At 64.1% G+C, this 17,004-nt stretch carries 15 protein-coding genes; all 15 read right to left on the minus strand.

Annotated features, from left to right (window positions below; all coding sequences use genetic code 11):
* Positions 1-89 precede the first annotated feature (89 nt).
* The 15 genes from urtD to cbiE all read right to left on the minus strand — a co-directional run bounded on the left by urtD (position 90) and on the right by cbiE (position 16,694).
* Complete coding sequence (urtD, locus tag LQ215_RS08180; RefSeq protein WP_230148712.1) at positions 90-959, minus strand: urea ABC transporter ATP-binding protein UrtD; 870 nt, start codon at positions 957-959, stop codon at positions 90-92.
* Complete coding sequence (gene urtC / locus LQ215_RS08185; protein WP_230148714.1) at positions 956-2,035, minus strand: urea ABC transporter permease subunit UrtC; 1,080 nt, start codon at positions 2,033-2,035, stop codon at positions 956-958. Before urtC ends, urtD begins: the two co-directional genes overlap by 4 nt.
* Positions 2,035-3,537: an urea ABC transporter permease subunit UrtB gene (gene urtB / locus LQ215_RS08190; RefSeq protein WP_230148716.1), complete on the minus strand. Its 1,503-nt coding sequence runs from the start codon at positions 3,535-3,537 to the stop codon at positions 2,035-2,037. The genes urtC and urtB overlap by 1 nt, the downstream gene beginning before the upstream one ends.
* A gap of 97 nt (positions 3,538-3,634) precedes the next feature.
* Positions 3,635-4,900: an urea ABC transporter substrate-binding protein gene (gene urtA / locus LQ215_RS08195; RefSeq protein ID WP_025211599.1), complete on the minus strand. Its 1,266-nt coding sequence runs from the start codon at positions 4,898-4,900 to the stop codon at positions 3,635-3,637.
* 330 nt (positions 4,901-5,230) lie between these two features.
* Complete coding sequence (locus LQ215_RS08200; RefSeq protein ID WP_230148718.1) at positions 5,231-6,241, minus strand: FecCD family ABC transporter permease; 1,011 nt, start codon at positions 6,239-6,241, stop codon at positions 5,231-5,233.
* A complete protein-coding gene (locus LQ215_RS08205) occupies positions 6,238-7,185 on the minus strand; it encodes an ABC transporter substrate-binding protein (protein WP_230148720.1) in 948 nt (315 codons plus the stop codon). Before LQ215_RS08205 ends, LQ215_RS08200 begins: the two co-directional genes overlap by 4 nt.
* Entirely contained in the window at positions 7,182-7,970 is a 789-nt protein-coding gene (locus LQ215_RS08210) for an ABC transporter ATP-binding protein (RefSeq protein WP_230148722.1), read from the minus strand. Before LQ215_RS08210 ends, LQ215_RS08205 begins: the two co-directional genes overlap by 4 nt.
* 201 nt (positions 7,971-8,171) lie before the next feature.
* The gene (locus LQ215_RS08215; protein ID WP_230148724.1) at positions 8,172-9,551 is read right to left on the minus strand and encodes a PepSY-associated TM helix domain-containing protein; all 1,380 of its coding nucleotides are present in this window, start codon (positions 9,549-9,551) and stop codon (positions 8,172-8,174) included.
* 191 nt (positions 9,552-9,742) lie between these two features.
* On the minus strand, positions 9,743-11,869 hold the full coding sequence (locus tag LQ215_RS08220; RefSeq protein WP_230148726.1) for a TonB-dependent copper receptor: 2,127 nt from the start codon (positions 11,867-11,869) through the stop codon (positions 9,743-9,745).
* 83 nt (positions 11,870-11,952) lie between these two features.
* A complete protein-coding gene (locus LQ215_RS08225; RefSeq protein ID WP_230148729.1) occupies positions 11,953-12,372 on the minus strand; it encodes a DUF2946 domain-containing protein in 420 nt (139 codons plus the stop codon).
* A gap of 39 nt (positions 12,373-12,411) precedes the next feature.
* Positions 12,412-12,891, minus strand: a complete 480-nt coding sequence (locus LQ215_RS08230; RefSeq protein ID WP_230148731.1) for a copper chaperone PCu(A)C — start codon at positions 12,889-12,891, stop codon at positions 12,412-12,414.
* Between the two features lie 46 nt (positions 12,892-12,937).
* Positions 12,938-13,336 (minus strand): DUF2946 domain-containing protein, encoded by a 399-nt coding sequence (locus tag LQ215_RS08235; protein WP_230148733.1) that lies wholly within the window; start codon positions 13,334-13,336, stop codon positions 12,938-12,940.
* A gap of 337 nt (positions 13,337-13,673) precedes the next feature.
* Positions 13,674-14,396: a cobalt-precorrin-6A reductase gene (locus LQ215_RS08240; RefSeq protein WP_230148735.1), complete on the minus strand. Its 723-nt coding sequence runs from the start codon at positions 14,394-14,396 to the stop codon at positions 13,674-13,676.
* Entirely contained in the window at positions 14,393-15,490 is a 1,098-nt protein-coding gene (locus tag LQ215_RS08245; protein ID WP_230148737.1) for a cobalt-precorrin-5B (C(1))-methyltransferase, read from the minus strand. Before LQ215_RS08245 ends, LQ215_RS08240 begins: the two co-directional genes overlap by 4 nt.
* A complete protein-coding gene (gene cbiE / locus LQ215_RS08250; RefSeq protein ID WP_230148738.1) occupies positions 15,483-16,694 on the minus strand; it encodes a precorrin-6y C5,15-methyltransferase (decarboxylating) subunit CbiE in 1,212 nt (403 codons plus the stop codon). The genes LQ215_RS08245 and cbiE overlap by 8 nt, the downstream gene beginning before the upstream one ends.
* Positions 16,695-17,004: the final 310 nt, after the last annotated feature.

The following is a 17,004-nucleotide window of genomic DNA, read 5'->3' on the forward strand; positions in this document are numbered from 1 at the left end:
CGATGACGGCGGCACATTCAACACGTATGCAAGCTGAACCACCGCCATCGCGAGCAAGCTCGCTCCCACAGGGAACAGTGTTTACAGGTCTACCGACCGAGATACACCTCGATCACCCGCTCATTTTCCTGCACCTGTTCCAGCGACCCTTCGGCCAGCACGCTGCCCTGGTGCAACACGGTGACGTGGTCGGCAATCGCGCCGACGAAGCCCATGTCGTGCTCCACCACCATCAGTGAATGCTTGCCCGCCAAGGACTTGAACAGCTCGGCGGTGAACTCGGTCTCGGCGTCGGTCATGCCCGCCACTGGTTCATCGAGCAGCAGCAATTGCGGGTCTTGTACCAGCAGCATGCCAATCTCCAGGAACTGCTTCTGCCCGTGGGACAGCAGCCCGGCGGCGCGGTTGACTGAGGTAGTGAGACGGATGGTCTCGAGCACTTCGTTGATACGGTCGTGCTGCTCGCCGCTCAGTTTCGCCCGCAGGCTGGCCCACACCGACTTGTCGGTCTTGAGCGCCAGCTCCAGGTTCTCGAACACGCTCAGGGCTTCGAACACCGTGGGCTTCTGGAACTTGCGACCGATGCCGGCCTGGGCGATCGCCACTTCGCTCATGCAGGTCAAGTCCAGGGTTTCGCCGAACCAGGCCTTGCCATGGCTGGGGCGGGTCTTGCCGGTGATCACATCCATCAGCGTGGTCTTGCCGGCGCCGTTGGGGCCGATGATGCAGCGCAATTCGCCGACGCCGATATACAGGTTCAAATCGTTCAAGGCCTTGAAGCCGTCGAAACTGACGCTGATATCTTCCAGGGTCAGGAGGGTGCCGTGGCGGGTGTTCAGGCCCACGCCGGCGGCATGGCCGAGGCCGATGGCGTCGCGGCTGCTGCCGGCGTCCTGGTTGGGTTGCGGCGGAAAGAAAGCGGGTTCGAGCATGAATTCGGCACTCGCTGTGATTCTCATTGTTCACCTCTTTTCTTCAGCAGACCGATCACGCCCTTGGGCAGATACAGGGTCACGACGATGAACAGCGCACCGAGGAAAAACAGCCAGTACTCAGGAAACGCCACGGTGAACCAGCTCTTCATGCCGTTGACCACCCCGGCGCCCAGCAGCGGCCCGATCAGCGTGCCGCGCCCGCCGAGGGCGACCCACACGGCGGCCTCGATGGAGTTGGTCGGCGACATTTCGCTGGGGTTGATGATGCCCACCTGCGGCACGTACAAGGCCCCGGCCAGGCCGCACAACACCGCGCTCAACACCCAGACGAACAGTTTGAAACCACGCGGGTCGTAACCGCAGAACATCAGGCGGTTTTCCGCGTCACGCAGGGCGGTCAGTACTCGGCCGAACTTGCTGCGGGCCAGGCGCCAGCCGATGAACAGGCTCGCCACCAGCAACACCACCGTGGCCAAGAACAGCACCGCCCGAGTGCCCGGCTCGGTGATGCCAAAGCCCAGGATCGAACGGAAATTGGTGAAGCCGTTGTTGCCGCCAAATCCGGTTTCGTTGCGGAAAAACAGCAACATCCCGGCGAAGGTCAGGGCCTGGGTCATGATCGAGAAATACACGCCCTTGATCCGCGAGCGGAAGGCGAAGAAACCGAACACCAGCGCCAGCAAGCCCGGCGCCAGCACCACCAGGCACATCGCCCAGAGGAAACGGTCGGTGCCGGCCCAGTACCAGGGCAGCTCGGTCCACGACAGGAAAGTCATGAACGCCGGCAAGCCATCACCGGCGGCCTGGCGCATCAGGTACATGCCCATGGCGTAGCCGCCCAGGGCGAAGAACAGGCCGTGGCCGAGAGAGAGCAAGCCGGCATAACCCCAGACCAGGTCCAGGGCCAGGGCGACGATGGCGTAGCAGAGAATCTTGCCCACCAGGGTCAGGGTATACGCCGAGACGTGCAGCGGATTGTCAGCCGCCAGCAGCGACAGTAGCGGCAGGCTCAGCAGCACGGCCAGGATCAGCATGCCGACGACGAGGGTGACTTTGGGACCGGCCTTTTGCGTGGCCGTGAGCATCAGGGGCTGGTTCATCAGTCGATTACCCGTCCTTTGAGCGCGAAGAGGCCTTGCGGACGCTTCTGGATGAACAGAATGATCAGCGCGAGGATCAGGATCTTGCCGAGCACGGCGCCGATCTGCGGTTCGAGGATCTTGTTGGCGATGCCGAGGCCGAACGCAGCGAACACGCTACCGGCCAACTGGCCGACGCCGCCGAGCACCACCACCAGGAACGAGTCGATGATGTAGCTCTGGCCCAGGTCCGGACCGACGTTGCCGATCTGGCTCAGGGCCACGCCACCGAGCCCGGCGATGCCCGAGCCGAGGCCGAAGGCGAGCATGTCCACCCGCCCGGTGGGCACGCCGCAGCAGGCGGCCATGTTGCGATTCTGGGTCACCGCGCGCACGTTCAGGCCCAGGCGCGTATTGTTCAGCAGCAGCCAGGTCAGCACCACCACGAACAGTGCGAAGGCGATGATCACGATGCGGTTGTACGGCAGCACCAGGTTCGGCAATACCTGAATCCCGCCCGAGAGCCAGGCCGGGTTGGCGACTTCGACGTTCTGCGCGCCGAACACCAGGCGCACCAGTTGGATCAACATCAGGCTGATGCCCCAAGTGGCGAGCAGGGTTTCCAGCGGCCGCCCGTAGAGGTGGCGAATCACCGTGCGCTCCAGGGCCATGCCGATGGCGGCGGTGATAAAAAATGCCACCGGCAGGGCGATCAGCGGATAGAACTCGATGGCGTTCGGGGCGAAGCGCTGGAACAGCAACTGCACCACATAAGTGGAGTAGGCACCCAGCATCAGCATCTCGCCGTGGGCCATGTTGATCACCCCCAGCAAGCCGAAGGTGATGGCCAGGCCGAGGGCGGCGAGCAGCAGGATCGAACCCAGGGACATGCCGCTGAAGGCTTGGCCCAGCAACTCGCCCACCAGGAGTTTGCGTTTGACCTGGCTGAGGCTGGTTTCGGCGGCGGTGCGCACAGCGGCATCGGTTTCGACGCCGGGCTCAAGCAAACCTTCCAGGCGCGTGCGGGCCAATGGATCGCCGGTTTCCCCCAGTAGCCGGACGGCGGCCAGGCGCACGCTCGGGTTGGCATCCACCAGTTGCAGGTTCGCCAGGGCCAGGCTCAGGGCGGCATGCACATCTTCGTCCTGCTCGCCGGCCAGCTGCCGATCGAGAAACGCCAGTTGCGCCGGACGCGCGCTTTTTTGCAGTTGCTGCGCCGCGCCCAGGCGTACGCGGGCATCGACGGCGAGCAGTTGATGGCTAGCCAGGACGGTTTCGATCAGCCCGCGCAAGCGGTTGTTCAGGCGCAGGGTCTTGGGCTGGCCGTCGACGGTCAACTGGCCTTGCTGCAAGGCGTTGATCAGTTCGACGCGCTCAGGCTCCGGCTGCGCGGCCCAGCTTTCCAGGAGCTTGGCCTGCTGGGTCGGGTTGGCGGCGACGAAGTCTTCGGCGTCGCCGGCGTGGGCGGCCATCGGCAGCAAGAGTGCGATGGCGAGGATCAAGCGGTGGAGGGCAGTGGGCATATGCTAGGCCTTGCGCAATGCTTTTTGTGGGAGCGAGCAAGCTCGCTCCCACAGGGGTTGTGTGTGGGCCTCGGATACGGGGCCCACACCCATGGGCTCAGTTGCTCTTCACCGCATAGTCAGGCTTCTTGTCGTTGCCGGCGATGAACGGGCTCCACGGTTGCGCGCGGATCGGGCCTTCGGTCTGCCAGACCACGTTGAACTGACCGTCGGCCTGGATCTCGCCGATCATCACCGGCTTGTGCAAGTGATGGTTGGTCTTGTCCATGGTCAGGGTGTAGCCCGACGGTGCGGCGAAGGTCTGGCCGGCCAGGGCTTCGCGGACTTTGTCGACGTCGGTGGACTTGGCTTTTTCCACCGCTTGCGCCCACATGTGGATGCCGACGTAGGTGGCTTCCATCGGATCGTTGGTCACCGCTTTGTCGGCGCCCGGCAGGTTCTTGGCCTTGGCGTAGGCTTTCCAGGAATCGACGAATTTCTTGTTCGCCGGGTTATCCACGGATTCGAAATAGTTCCACGCCGCCAGGTTGCCTACCAGTGGCTTGGTGTCGATGCCGCGCAGTTCCTCTTCGCCCACCGAGAACGCCACGACCGGTACGTCGGTGGCTTTCAGGCCCTGGTTCGCCAGTTCTTTATAGAACGGTACGTTGGAGTCGCCGTTGACCGTTGAGATGACCGCGGTCTTGCCGCCGGCCGAGAACTTCTTGATGTTGGCCACGATGGTCTGGTAATCGCTGTGGCCGAACGGGGTGTAGACCTCTTCGATGTCCTTGTCCGCCACACCTTTGGAGTGCAGGAACGAGCGCAGGATCTTGTTGGTGGTGCGCGGGTAGACGTAGTCGGTGCCCAGCAGGAAGTAGCGCTTGGCACTGCCGCCTTCTTCGCTCATCAGGTATTCCACCGCCGGAATCGCCTGTTGGTTCGGCGCGGCGCCGGTGTAGAACACGTTTGGCGACATCTCTTCGCCTTCGTATTGCACCGGGTAGAACAGCAGCCCATTGAGCTCTTCGAACACCGGCAACACGGATTTACGCGACACCGAGGTCCAGCAGCCGAACACCACGGCGACCTTGTCCTGGGTCAGCAACTGCCGGCCCTTTTCGGCGAACAGTGGCCAGTTCGACGCCGGGTCCACGACCACCGCCTCAAGCTTCTTGCCGTTCACACCGCCCTTGGCGTTGATCTCATCAATGGTCATCAACGCCATGTCCTTGAGGGACGTCTCGGAGATCGCCATGGTGCCGGACAACGAATGCAGGATGCCGACCTTGATGGTCTCGGCGGCCTGGACAGTCCAGGCCATGCCCATCGCGGCAATGCTTGCCGAGAGTGTAAAAGCCTTGATCAAGCTACGACGCTTCATTGTGCGATCTCCGTGGACTTATGAGTTTTTTTCGAGGGCAGATGCAAACGCTGAAGGGGCTTTTGCAAGGGGTGTGCCCGGTCGGGGGAAGGCTTTGAAATGCGGGGTTGGCGTGGGACGTGCACGAGCGGTTGCACCATGAGTGAACGCATTGCGGGGGCTGGTGCGAAGAGGTGCGCCACATTGGGGCGAGAGAATTGCGATGCTTCTGTGGGAGCGAGCTTGCTCGCGATAGCGGTATGTCAGTCACCGCTAATTTGACTGATCCATCGCTATCGCGAGCAAGCTCGCTCCCATAGGCGATTTTTGTGATTCAGGAAAAGACGCCGCTCAGCGACGGCGCATGAGGCCGATGAAAAACAGTCCGCCAATAGCGGCTGTGGCGACGCCAATCGGCAAATCTTCCGGCGCGATCAACGTCCGCGCGGCCACGTCCACCCACACCAGGAACAGGCTGCCAAGCAGCACGCAGGCCGGCAGCAACCGACGATGCTCGGCGCCCACCAGGCGCCGGGCGATGTGCGGCACCATCAGCCCGACAAAACCAATCGAACCGCTGATGGACACCAGCACGCCGGTCATCAGCGAGGCGATCAAGAAGATCCACAGCCGCACCCTCGCCGCGTTCAGGCCCAGGGTCACGGCGGTCTGTTCGCCGGCCATCAGCGCGTTCAGGGGCCGGGCCATGCCCAGCAGCAACACCAGCCCCAGCACCACACTGGCCGCCGGCACCGCCAGCAGTTCCCAACGGGCCAGGCCCAGGCCGCCGAGCATCCAGAACATCACGGCCGAACTGGCGCGATGGTCACCGAGGAACAGCAGCAGGTTGGCCGCCGCCATCATCACAAAGGACACCGCCACGCCGCACAGCAACAGGCGATCACTTTCCAGGCGACCCTGGCGGGCAGCGATGGTCAGCACCAGCAGCATGCTCAGCAGCGCTCCGATGAACGCCGCCAGCGGCAGGGTCAGCAGGCCGACAATCTCGCCGACATGCAGCACCACGATGACCGCTCCCAAGGTCGCGCCCGACGTCACGCCCAGCAAGTGCGGATCGGCCAGCGGGTTGCGCGTGACCGCTTGCAGCACCGCACCGATCAACGCCAGCCCGGCGCCGACCAAGGCACCGAGCAGCAGCCGCGGCACGCGGATCAGCCAGACGATATGCTCCTGGCCGGGCGTCCAATGGACGTCACCCACCCCGAAGGCCTTGTTCAGCAGGATGTCCCAGACCACGGCCACCGGCACCCGCGCCGGCCCGAAGCCCAGGGACACCACGCACGACACCAGCAGCAGTGCGCCGAGGACCATCAGCAGGGCACCGTAGCGACGACCGTTCATTGGCCGTGAAAACCCCGCGCCAGGGTTTGCACCGCCAGCACGTTATCGATGCCCGGGGTGGCCTGCACGTAGGGAATCACAATGAAGCGCCGTTGCTGGATCGCCTCCACCGATTGCAGGGCCGGGTTGTTCAACAGGAATTGCTGTTTCTGCTCGGCGCTGACTTCGCCGTAGTCGACGATCACGATGACCTGCGGGTTGCGCTCGACCACGTTCTCCCAGTTCACCCGGGTCCAACTGGTTTCCACGTCATCGAGGATATTGCGCCCACCGGCCGCGTCGATCAGGGCCTGGGGCATGCCCAGGCGGCCGGAGGTCATGGCGCGGTCTTCGCCGCTGTCATACAGGAACACCCGCGGTTGCTGGGCGGGCAGGTGCTTGCGCACGTCGGCCACCTGGGCCTGCATCGTGGCGATCAGCGCGTTGGCGCGGTCCTGCACGTCGAAGATCTTCCCGAGGTTGCGCAGGTCGTTGTAGGTGTCCTCCAGCGAGGCCGCCGGACGCTTCATCACGAACGCGCAGGATTCGGTCAGTTCGTAGACGTTGATGCCCAGCGGTTGCAAGGTCTGTGGGGTCAGGTCGCCACCCACGCGCATGCCGTAGTCCCAGCCGGCGAAGAAGAAATCGACGTTGGCGTTGAGCAGGGTTTCCACCGAGGGGTATTTGGCGGCCAGTTCCGGCAGGCCATCGAGGATCCTGGCCATCTCGGGCGTCACCGATTTCCAGCCACTGATGCCGCTGTAGCCGACCATGCGCGGCTTGAGGCCCAAGGCGAGCATCATCTGGGTCATGTTGATGTCATGGCTGACGGCGTGCCGAGGAGCCTCGTTGAACATCACCTGGCGGTTGCAGCTCTGGATCGTCAACGGGTAGTGGGTGGTCTCGGCCAGGGCCTGGGCACTGCCCAGCAGCAGGGCGAGCGACAGCAAGGAACGCAGGATCATGGTTGGGTTATCCAGGTGATTCGTGGGTAGCCGGACAGCGGGTGTTCGTCCACCAGGGCTTCGATGCCGAACACCTCGCGCAACAGCTCGACGCTGAGGACATCCTTGGGTGTGCCGCTGGCGACGATGCGCCCGTGTGCGATCACGTACAGGCGGTCGCAGAAGGCGGCGGCCAGGTTCAGGTCGTGGAGGCTGGCGAGGGTGCCGATGCCCAGGCCCTTGATCAGTTGCAGCAATTGCAATTGATAGTGGGGGTCGAGGTGATTGGTCGGTTCGTCGAGGATCAGCAACTGCGGTTGCTGGGCCAGGGCTCGGGCCAGGATCACCCGTTGCTTTTCACCGCCCGAGAGGGTGGCGAATGCATGCTCGCCAAAGCCTGCGAGCCCGGCCGATTCCAGGGCCTGGAGCACCAGCCGGCGGTCGTCGTGATTGTCGCCGTCGAACAGGCCTTTGTGGGGCGTGCGGCCCATGGCGACCACTTCCTCGACCGTCAGGCCGAAGGCGTCGGGAAACTCTTGCAGGACCACGGCGATGCGTTGGGCGCTCCAGCGCGAGGACTGTTTCCAGACGTTGTGATGTTCGAGTTTTACCTCGCCACTTTCCGGCCGGCTGAAGCGATAGGCGCAGCGCAACAGGCTGGTCTTGCCACTGCCGTTGGGCCCGATCAACCCGACAAACTCCCCGGTCGCCACCTGCAACGTCACGTCACGCAGCTGGAACTGGTGATGACAGTGGCCATGGCCCAGGGGCGTCCAGGCGAGGTGGGAGAGGGTTAGGGAGGTCATGCAGCTACTCAGGTTATTGGATCGGAACCCCAATCCATTGTGGGAGCGAGCCTGCTCGCGATAGCGGTGGATCAGTCAGCAAAGATGTAACTGACCCACCGCTATCGCGAGCAGGCTCGCTCCCACAGGGAAGGTATTCACCGTTTGGAAAGCGGGCGTGATTGTAGAGGTTTCGCACCGCCTTCCGTTAACGCACTGCCTTCAGCTTGAAGATGAAGCAATCTCAGGCTGGCGATTGAAGCGAGTGACGAGGCGATCGAGCAACCACACCACCACCAGCGACGCCCCCACCAGCGGAAACACCACCGCCAGGGCCAGCATGATGAACACCCCGGTCTTCCAGGTCGGCAGGTCGTGACGCAGCGGCGGTACGCCGAACTTGCCCGCTGGCCGGCGCTTCCACCAGATCACCAGGCCACTCACGGCGCTGAGCAGGATCATCAGGCAAATCAGCAGCACGATGATCTGGTTCAGCGGGCCGAACATCTTGCCTTCGTGCAGCATCACACCGGTTTCGGTGGCGCGGGCCACGACGCCGTAGTGTTCCCAGCGCACATCGGCCAGGACCTTGCCGGTGTATTGGTCCACGTGCAGGGTGGCGTCGTTGCGCGGGTCATCGGCGAACACGGCCACGGTGAACACGCCGCTGGACGTGGTCGGCAGGGTAATGCTGTAGCCGGGCGTGACCTGGCGTTCAGTGGCGATGTCCTGCACCGCTTGCAGGCTGACGGTCGGGGCGGCTGGGCCTTCGTGTATGCCGCCGTGGCCCATGTGCTCGGCATGGTCGCCGGACATCGGCATCGGCGTGTTTTCCACGGCCCAGGGCACGGTCTGGCGGTGGGCGTTGTTGAGGCTGCCGGCCTCGACATCGGACTTGGGCACGTCATTCCACATCGCTGCCGGGAAGCGGTTCCAGAGGTCGGCGTATTGCTTGCCCCAGAAGCCGGTCCAGGTCATGCCGCTGAGCAGCATCACCAACAGCAAGGCCGCGCCCCAGAAACCAACGACCACGTGCAGGTCACGCCAGAACAACCGACCGCGCGCGCTCCAGCGCGGCCACAGCACTCCGGCCGATGATTGCCCGCGCGGCCACCACAGGTACAGCCCGGAGACCACCAGCACCACGCCCCAGCCGGCGGCCATTTCCACCAAGCGGTCACCGACGGTGCCGATCAGCAGTTCGCCGTGAATGGCCCGGGCCATGGCTTGCAGGTTGTTCTTCGCATCCTGCTCGCCGAGGACATCGCCGTGGTACGGGTCGATGAACACGTTCAGTTCCCGGCCCTGGTCGATCACCACGAATTGCGCGCTGCGTTCGGCATTGACCGGCGGCAGGTATTGTTTGACCTGGCCTTGGGGGTAGGCCTGGCGGACTTGCTTGAGCAGGTCGTCCGCCGCCAGGGTGTGATGCCCGGCCGGCACGTTCAGCAGGCTGCCGTACATCAGCGGATCGAGTTGCGGCTTGAACAGGTAGATGATCCCGGTCAGGGCCAGCATCACCATGAACGGTGCAACGAACAGCCCGGCATAAAAATGCCAGCGCCAGGCCAGGTTGTAGAAATTGGGTTTCGGTTGGCTCATTGCAAAGCGCTCCGCAGGGCAAATTGGGTTGTTATGTTGTGCGGTCAGTCAAGGTGGAAACGAACCCTGTGGGAGCGAGTTTGCTCGCGATTGGCGATGGTTCGGCTTGCATCGATGTTGGATGTGCCTTCGCTATCGCGAGCAAGCTCGCTCCCACAGTGGTGTCCTCGCTGACAGATCTCCGGTGCTGGTTAGAAACTCATATCCACCTTGGTCCAGAGCGTGCGCCCCGGTTCGTTGATGGCCTGCGGGTCGCTGGCCGGGTAGCCGAACCCGGCGTTGCCGGCCAGGTTCAAGTGCTCGGCGTAGGCTTTGCCGAACAGGTTGTCGACGCCGCTGCTGACCTTCCAGTGTTTGTTGATGCGATAGGCACCGTTGAGCGAGAACACGCCGAAGCCCGAGCTTTTGCCGTAGTCCTTGCCGACCACGTTGCCCCTGTTCTCGTCGACCCGGTGCTGCGCCGCTACCACACGCCACAGGGCGCCGGCGCTCCAGCGGTCTTCGCTGTAGGTCAGGCCCAGGCGTGCGTCCAGCGGCGGCATTTGCGCCAGGGCGCTGCCGTCGCTGCTGTTCTTGCCCCAGGCATAGGCCAGGGTGGCGTCGGCTTTCCAGCGCTCGCTCAGCTTGTAGGCCGCACCCAATTCACCACCCATGATCCGTGCATCGATGTTCTCGGCCCGCGAGGTGGTGCCCATCATCCCGGGGGTGTAGTCGAACAGGATGTAGTCGCGCACCTGGCCGACATAACCCGATGCCCAGGCTTCGAGGGCTTCGGTCTTGTACTGCAGGCCAAAGTCGAGTTGGGTGGTTTTCTCCGGCTTGATCGCGTCGAAGGCATTCAGTGAACCGCTGGGGCCGACATTCGCCGAGAACAGCTCCCAGTAGTCCGGGAAGCGTTGCGTGTGACCCACGCCTGCGTAGAGGGTGGTGGGGTTGTCGTCCAGGTCGTGCTCGTAGCGGACGAAACCGCTGGGCAGCGTGTCAGCGCGGGTGTCATCGGCAGTCGGATTGGGGCGCGCCGACATGCCGGAACCGAGGCTCTGGCGGTAGTCCTTGGCCGAGGCACGGTCGAGCCGGGCGCCGGTGATCACCCTGTCGCGGTCGGCGGCATACCAGGTCAGTTCGCCGAACACTCCGTAATTGTGGAAGTCGGCGTCCTTGGTGTACGGCAGGTCCTTGTAGGTGTCCACGCCCATGCTGCTGCGTTTGCGATGCTCGTTGGTCTGCGCGTCCAGGCCGCTGATCAGCTGCACATCGGCCCAGCGCCAGGTGGCCTTGATGCGGGCGCCGAGGGTGCGGCGGTCGACGTTGGAGGCCATGGGCCCGGCCATCATCCCGGTGCCGGAAGGCGTGCGCAGCGTGTAGTTGTCCATCACGTGGTCGGCGTAGTTGTAGTAGACCTGGGCCTCGACCTTGTCCAGCACCTCGCCGATGTTCGAGCGCTCGAACCGCAGCCCGAGGCTTTCGCGCTTGAACTGCGAGCCGTCCATGCCACGCCCGGCGTAGCGTGCTTCACCGTCGCCCTTGCCGGCCGTCAATTCCAGCAGGGTATCGGCGTCCGGCGTCCAGCCGAGGGTGACGTCGCCGTTCCACTTGTCATAGCGCGACGGCACGCTGTCGTTATTACCGTCGCGGTAATCGTCCGAATGCGCGGTGTTGCCGATCACCCGTACATACCCCAGCGGCCCACCGGCGGCGGCATCCACCACTTTGTCGAAACGGCCGTTGGAGCCGGCCAGCACGCTGGCGTTGACCCGGGTACCCAATTCGCCGAACTGTTCCGGCTCGCGCTCGAACAGCACGGTCCCGGCCGATGCGCCCGGGCCCCAGAGCACGGTTTGCGGGCCTTTGATGACGGTGAGCTTGTCGTAGGTCTCCGGCGAGATGTAGGACGTCGGTGCGTCCATCCGGCCCGGGCAAGCACCCAACAGCATGCTGCCGTTGGTGAGGATGTTCAGCCGCGAGCCGAACATGCCGCGCAACACCGGGTCGCCGTTGGTGCCGCCGTTGCGTACCAGGGCGAAACCCGGAATGGTCTTGAGGTAGTCGCCGCCGTCACTGGCCGGCACCGGTTGGCGCGGGTCCTTGGGGTTGGTGACGACGGTCAGGGGTGAACTGGGGGCGATGGCGGTGATGACCGTCGGGCTCAGTTCTTCAACCTGATTGTCGTGATGCTCGTGCTCATCGGCGAGTACGTAGGGCGTGAGCAGCAGGCCGCACAGGGCGGCAATGGTTTGGCGTAAACGAACCCGTGGTTCGTTCAGGGAGCAGCGAACCTGGGCAGCGCCCAAAGCGATGTCAGCAGAAAACCTGGACATGATGATTCCATCGAACAGACGTAGACGACACGGTCGGGCAGCATGACGCTGTCTTGTACGACCGGGGTGAGTAAGTGTCGGGCTTACGCGTCGAGGGGCGGTGCACGGGTGCGGGCACCCGGGAAGAACGCTGGCCGGGCATGGCCCAGGCGTGGGGAAGGGCTGGTGTAGGTGTTGGTGTGGGGGGTGTCGAAAACCGCGAACGTGTGACCGCCAGGCAGCGCGGGGCAATTGAACAGCAGGCTGCAATAGCCGCACTTTTCCCACAGCGCGTGGTGCTCGCTCTGGGGCGGGCAGTGTTCGGCTGCCGGCGCTTCGTGCGCCGACATGTCCATGCTCATCTCCATGTTCATGTCCATGGACACAGGCATGGACACAGGCATGGACATGCGCTGACCCATCGGCATCGACTGGGAAATCAGCGGACCGATAAAGATCATCAGCATGGCGAACAGGCTGATCCAACTGCCGCGTGTCAGGCTCAGGGGCTGACGGCGGGGCATGGACGGCCTGGCGCGAAGGGCGTGCACGGGCGGCTACGTCTACTGGGCGTGCATGTGAGTGTTGGTGCCGTCGGGTGCTTTTTTCTGCACCGCAACGTCGACCGTGACATCCCCCGCTTTCTCGAAATGCAGGGTCATGGGGAAACGTTTGCCATCGCTGAGCAGGCTGCGGTCCTTCAGGTCCAGCAGCATCACGTGATACGCCATCGGCGCGAAGGTGACGGTGGCGCCGGGGGCGATATCGACGACGGGCACCGGTTGCATCTTCATCAGGTCGTTTTGCATCACATGCTCATGGAGCTCGGCTTTGCCGGCAATCGGCGAGTCGACGCTGAGCAACTTGTCGGCGGTGGTGCCGCCGTTGTGAATCACGAAATACGCGGCCACGGTCGGCGCGTTGGGCGGCAACTCCTGGGACCACGGGTGGGCGATCTCAAGCTCGCCCACCTTGTACTGGTGAGCTTGGGCGAAGCCAACGGGAAGCAATAGGGCAGCCAGCAGGATGAGTCTGTTCAACATGGCAATTCTCCGGAACGATTCAGGGCGCAGTTTTATGCGGGAAGAATCAGGCCAGAGGCGAGGCGCGAGGATTGAGGCTGGGCCATTGCTGGCGTGGCGTGGGGCTGTCGAGTTTCGAATGGACGGCACTGCGATGGGCCAGCTGTGCATCCAGATACAACTGCGGGACATGCCCGGAGAGTGCCACCAACGGCGCTGAGCCTGAGCAGCACCAGCAATGCTGCATGGTCGAGTGATTATCTTTCTGTTGCGTGCTTTGTTCGAGTTTGCCCAGGGAAACCGCCAGCATCTTCGTGCCGCTGGAGGAGCAGAAACTGCCCCACAACAATTGCTCGGCTGGCGAAATGGCGGTTGCACCGCCACTGTTGGAAAGCGGCATGGCAAGCATGTTGAACAGCACTGCGAAGCAGGCGATCCAGGCAAATGCAAGCCGTTGTCGGGACATAGGGCAATCCGCTCGGTTGGGCGATCAGGTGGCGGTATTTAGCCTGATCGGGGGTGAGAAGTAAAAAGGCCACGTGCGGTGTAGGGTCGCAGGGCTGGTGTTAACAGTAGCAATAGATCTTCAAGTGGGTGCCCAGTATTCCGACTCTCCATTGGTGATGTCATCCACCTTCTGACGGTGCATGAGATCCTTGTGGCGAGGGAGCTCGCTCCCGCTGGGGCGCGAAGCGGCCCTAAAACCGGACATTGCGGTGTTTCAGAAAAATAGCATTCACTTTTTTGGGGCTGCTGCGCAGCCCAGCGGGAGCAAGCTCCCTCGCCACGGGGCGGCTGTACTGTCAGGCCAACTGCCGCAGCCCCTGCAACACCTCATCCACCGTCCCAAACTCCCGATCCACCCCCGCCAACACCGGCCGCTTCAACACCAACACCGGCACCCCCCGCTCCCGCGCCACGTCCAGCTTCGGCTCGGTGGCCGTACTGCCGCTGTTCTTGCTGACCAGCACATCGATCTGTCGCCGTTCGAACAGTTCGCGTTCGCCCTCGATATGAAACGGCCCACGGGCACCAATCACTTCGCAGCGCTCATTGCCGGGATAATCGTCCAAGGCACGCAAGGTCCAGAATTGCTCTGGCGGAATTTCATGCAGATGTTGCAGTGGTTCGCGCCCGAGGGTGAAGAGCGGGCGGCGGAAGGGCTGCAGGGCCTGGATCAGTTCGGCCCAGTCGGCCACTTCGCGCCAGTCATCGCCGGCCCGGGGTTGCCAGGCCGGGCGGCGCAGGGCCCAGCAGGGAATGGCGCAGGCGCGCGCTGCCTGGGCGGCGTTGTGGCTGATCTGGGCGGCGTAGGGGTGGGTGGCGTCCAGCAGCAGGTCGATGCCCTCGGCGCGGATGAAGTGCGCCAGCCCTTCGGCGCCGCCATAGCCGCCGACGCGGACCTGGCAGGTCAGGTCGGTGGGGACGCGGCCGATGCCGGCCAGGCTGTAGATGTGTTGGGGGCCGAAGGTGCGGGCGATGGCCAGGGCTTCGGTGACGCCACCGAGCAGTAGGATGCGTTTCATCGCCAGCCTCCGGCGTGGCCGACGATCCCGCCCTGGCGGTCGATGGCGAAGACTTCGACCTGGACCTGGGCCGGCACGACGCTGCGGGCGAAGGCCAGCGCGTGCGCGCACACCGCGTCACCCAGGGCGATGCCGGCGGCGCTGGCCATCGCCAGGGCCTGTTGGCTGGTGTTTGCTGCCCGGATGCCCTGTTGCAAAACCTCATCGGCACCGATGGCAGCGGCCCACTCGGCCAGTTGTGGCAGGTCGATGCTCGAGTGGCGGCTGTGCAGGTCCATGTGGCCGGCGGCGAGTTTGCTGATCTTGCCAAAGCCGCCGCAGAGGCTGAGTTTTTCCACCGGGACCTTGCGCACATGCTTGAGCACGGCGCCGACGAAATCGCCCATTTCGATCAGGGCGATTTCCGGCAGGTTGTAGACCCGGCGCATGGTGTCTTCGCTGGCGTTGCCGGTGCAGGCGGCGATGTGCAGGTAGCCGTTGGTTTTTGCCACGTCGATGCCCTGGTGGATCGAGGCAATGTAGGCCGCGCAGGAGAACGGCCGGACGATGCCGCTGGTACCGAGGATCGACAGGCCGCCGAGGATGCCCAGGCGCGGGTTCATGGTTTTCAGCGCCAGGGCTTCGCCGTCCTCGACGTTGACCGTGACTTCGAAACCGCCGGTGTAACCGCTTTCCTCGGCCAGCCGGGCCAGGTGTTCGTTGATCATTTTGCGCGGCACCGGGTTGATCGCCGGTTCACCGACGTTCAGCACCAACCCCGGTCGCGTCACCGTGCCGACGCCGCGACCCGCGACGAAACGTACACCGGGCTCGGCAATCAAGCGCACCTGGGAAAACAACAGGGCACCGTGGGTCACGTCCGGGTCATCGCCGGCATCCTTGATCGTCCCGGCTTCGGCGCCTTGTTCGGTCAGCCGGCAGAACTCCAGGCGCATCTGCACCTGCTTGCCCTTGGGCAGTACGATTTCCACGGCATCGGCTTCGGTGCCGCGCAACAGTAGTCGAGCCGCCGCCAGGCTGGTGGCCGTGGCGCAACTGCCGGTGGTCAGGCCGCTGCGCAAGGGGGCGGGTTGTTCGGCGGTTTCGTCACGCATCGAGAGGTTTCGTCAGGTCCAGCAAGGTAATCGGCAAGGCCTGGCGCCAGGTGTCGAATTCGCCCAACGGCTGGGCCTGGGCGATGTGGATGCGGGTCAGTTCACCGCCGTGACGTTCGCGCCAGTGCATCAGGGTCGTTTCGCTTTGCAGGGTCACGGCGTTGGCGACGAGCCGACCGCCGGGCTTGAGTTGGGCCCAGCAGGCGTCGAGCACGCCTTCGCGGGTGACGCCGCCGCCGATGAACACCGCGTCCGGCCGCTCCAGCTTCTCCAGCGCCTGGGGGGCTTGGCCGCGAATCAGTTGCAGGCCAGGCACGCCAAGGGTGTCGCGGTTGCGTTCGATCAGCGCTTGGCGGCCTTCGTCGGCTTCGATGGCCAGGGCCCGGCAACTGGGGTGGGCGCGCATCCATTCGATGCCGATGGAGCCGCTGCCGGCGCCGACATCCCAGAGCAGCTCGCCGGGTGTGGGGGCGAGGCGGGCGAGGGTGATGGCGCGCACGTCGCGTTTGGTTATCTGGCCGTCATGTTCGAAAGCGGTGTCCGGCAAACCGGCCAGGCGTGACAGGCGCGGTGTCGACGGTTCGGCCCGGCATTCGATGGCGATCAGGTTCAGGTCGGCGACGGGGGCGTCGGACCATTGTGTCGCAGTGCTTTCAATTCGTCGTTCCGTCGCGCCACCCAAATGCTCCAGCACGGTCATGGCGCTTGGGCCGAAGCCGCGCTCGCGCAGCAACGTCGCTACGGCGGCAGGGCTGTGGCGGTCGTTGCTCAGCAGCAACAGCCTGACACCCGTGGATAAGTGAGCGTTGAGCGCCGCCAGGGGCCGCGCCACCAACGACAGCGTGACCACCTCCTGCAACGGCCAGCCCATGCGTGCCGCGGCCAGCGAACAGGAGGAGGGCGCGGGGATGACCAGCATCTGATCACTCGGCACCTGTTTCGCCAGGCTGGCGCCCACGCCGTAGAACATCGGATCGCCGCTGGCCAGCACGCACACCGGTTCACCCTGCCGAGCGAGCAGCGGTTCCAGGGAGAACGGGCTGGGCCACAGCGCCCGTTGGCCGCGGATGCACGGTGGCAGCAGCGCCAGTTGCCGGTCGCTGCCGACAATGCGTGACGCCCGCAGCAAGGCATGGCGAGCCGTTCGGCCCAGGCCCTTGAAGCCGTCTTCACCGATGCCCACTACGGTCAGCCAGGGGGTCATCTCTGTTCCTCGAATAATTGGGTTGATCGACAGGCGTCTTGCCGCCGCGAACCGGGCCGCCATCATACCGCGCCCCGGCGGATCAGGCGCCTGGCGCTACATCATCTTCACAGCCAGACCGCTTTCGCGAGCAGGCTCGCTCCCACAATTTTGATTGAGGGTGTTCACATAACTTGGGTCCGCCACAAATCCCCTGTGGGAGCGAGCCTGCTCGCGAAGGCGGCGGCCCATTCAACATCAGCTTTTCAGGTAGACCGCTTTCGCGATCAAGCCCGCTCCCACAGTTTTGATTGGGGGGGTCACAAATTTT

The organism is Pseudomonas brassicacearum (assembly GCF_918698105.1).
In the GTDB taxonomy this organism is placed as follows: domain Bacteria; phylum Pseudomonadota; class Gammaproteobacteria; order Pseudomonadales; family Pseudomonadaceae; genus Aquipseudomonas; species Aquipseudomonas brassicacearum_F.

Excerpts from the sequence above, each read along its gene's own strand:
- urtD (WP_230148712.1), bottom strand. The coding sequence starts at position 959 with ATGAGAATCACAGCGAGTGCCGAATTCATGCTCGAACCCGCTTTCTTT.
- urtC (WP_230148714.1), bottom strand. The coding sequence starts at position 2,035 with ATGAACCAGCCCCTGATGCTCACGGCCACGCAAAAGGCCGGTCCCAAA.
- urtB (WP_230148716.1), bottom strand. The coding sequence starts at position 3,537 with ATGCCCACTGCCCTCCACCGCTTGATCCTCGCCATCGCACTCTTGCTG.
- urtA (WP_025211599.1), bottom strand. The coding sequence starts at position 4,900 with ATGAAGCGTCGTAGCTTGATCAAGGCTTTTACACTCTCGGCAAGCATT.
- LQ215_RS08200 (WP_230148718.1), bottom strand. The coding sequence starts at position 6,241 with ATGAACGGTCGTCGCTACGGTGCCCTGCTGATGGTCCTCGGCGCACTG.
- LQ215_RS08205 (WP_230148720.1), bottom strand. The coding sequence starts at position 7,185 with ATGATCCTGCGTTCCTTGCTGTCGCTCGCCCTGCTGCTGGGCAGTGCC.
- LQ215_RS08210 (WP_230148722.1), bottom strand. The coding sequence starts at position 7,970 with ATGACCTCCCTAACCCTCTCCCACCTCGCCTGGACGCCCCTGGGCCAT.
- LQ215_RS08215 (WP_230148724.1), bottom strand. The coding sequence starts at position 9,551 with ATGAGCCAACCGAAACCCAATTTCTACAACCTGGCCTGGCGCTGGCAT.
- LQ215_RS08220 (WP_230148726.1), bottom strand. The coding sequence starts at position 11,869 with ATGTCCAGGTTTTCTGCTGACATCGCTTTGGGCGCTGCCCAGGTTCGC.
- LQ215_RS08225 (WP_230148729.1), bottom strand. The coding sequence starts at position 12,372 with ATGCCCCGCCGTCAGCCCCTGAGCCTGACACGCGGCAGTTGGATCAGC.
- LQ215_RS08230 (WP_230148731.1), bottom strand. The coding sequence starts at position 12,891 with ATGTTGAACAGACTCATCCTGCTGGCTGCCCTATTGCTTCCCGTTGGC.
- LQ215_RS08235 (WP_230148733.1), bottom strand. The coding sequence starts at position 13,336 with ATGTCCCGACAACGGCTTGCATTTGCCTGGATCGCCTGCTTCGCAGTG.
- LQ215_RS08240 (WP_230148735.1), bottom strand. The coding sequence starts at position 14,396 with ATGAAACGCATCCTACTGCTCGGTGGCGTCACCGAAGCCCTGGCCATC.
- LQ215_RS08245 (WP_230148737.1), bottom strand. The coding sequence starts at position 15,490 with ATGCGTGACGAAACCGCCGAACAACCCGCCCCCTTGCGCAGCGGCCTG.
- cbiE (WP_230148738.1), bottom strand. The coding sequence starts at position 16,694 with ATGACCCCCTGGCTGACCGTAGTGGGCATCGGTGAAGACGGCTTCAAG.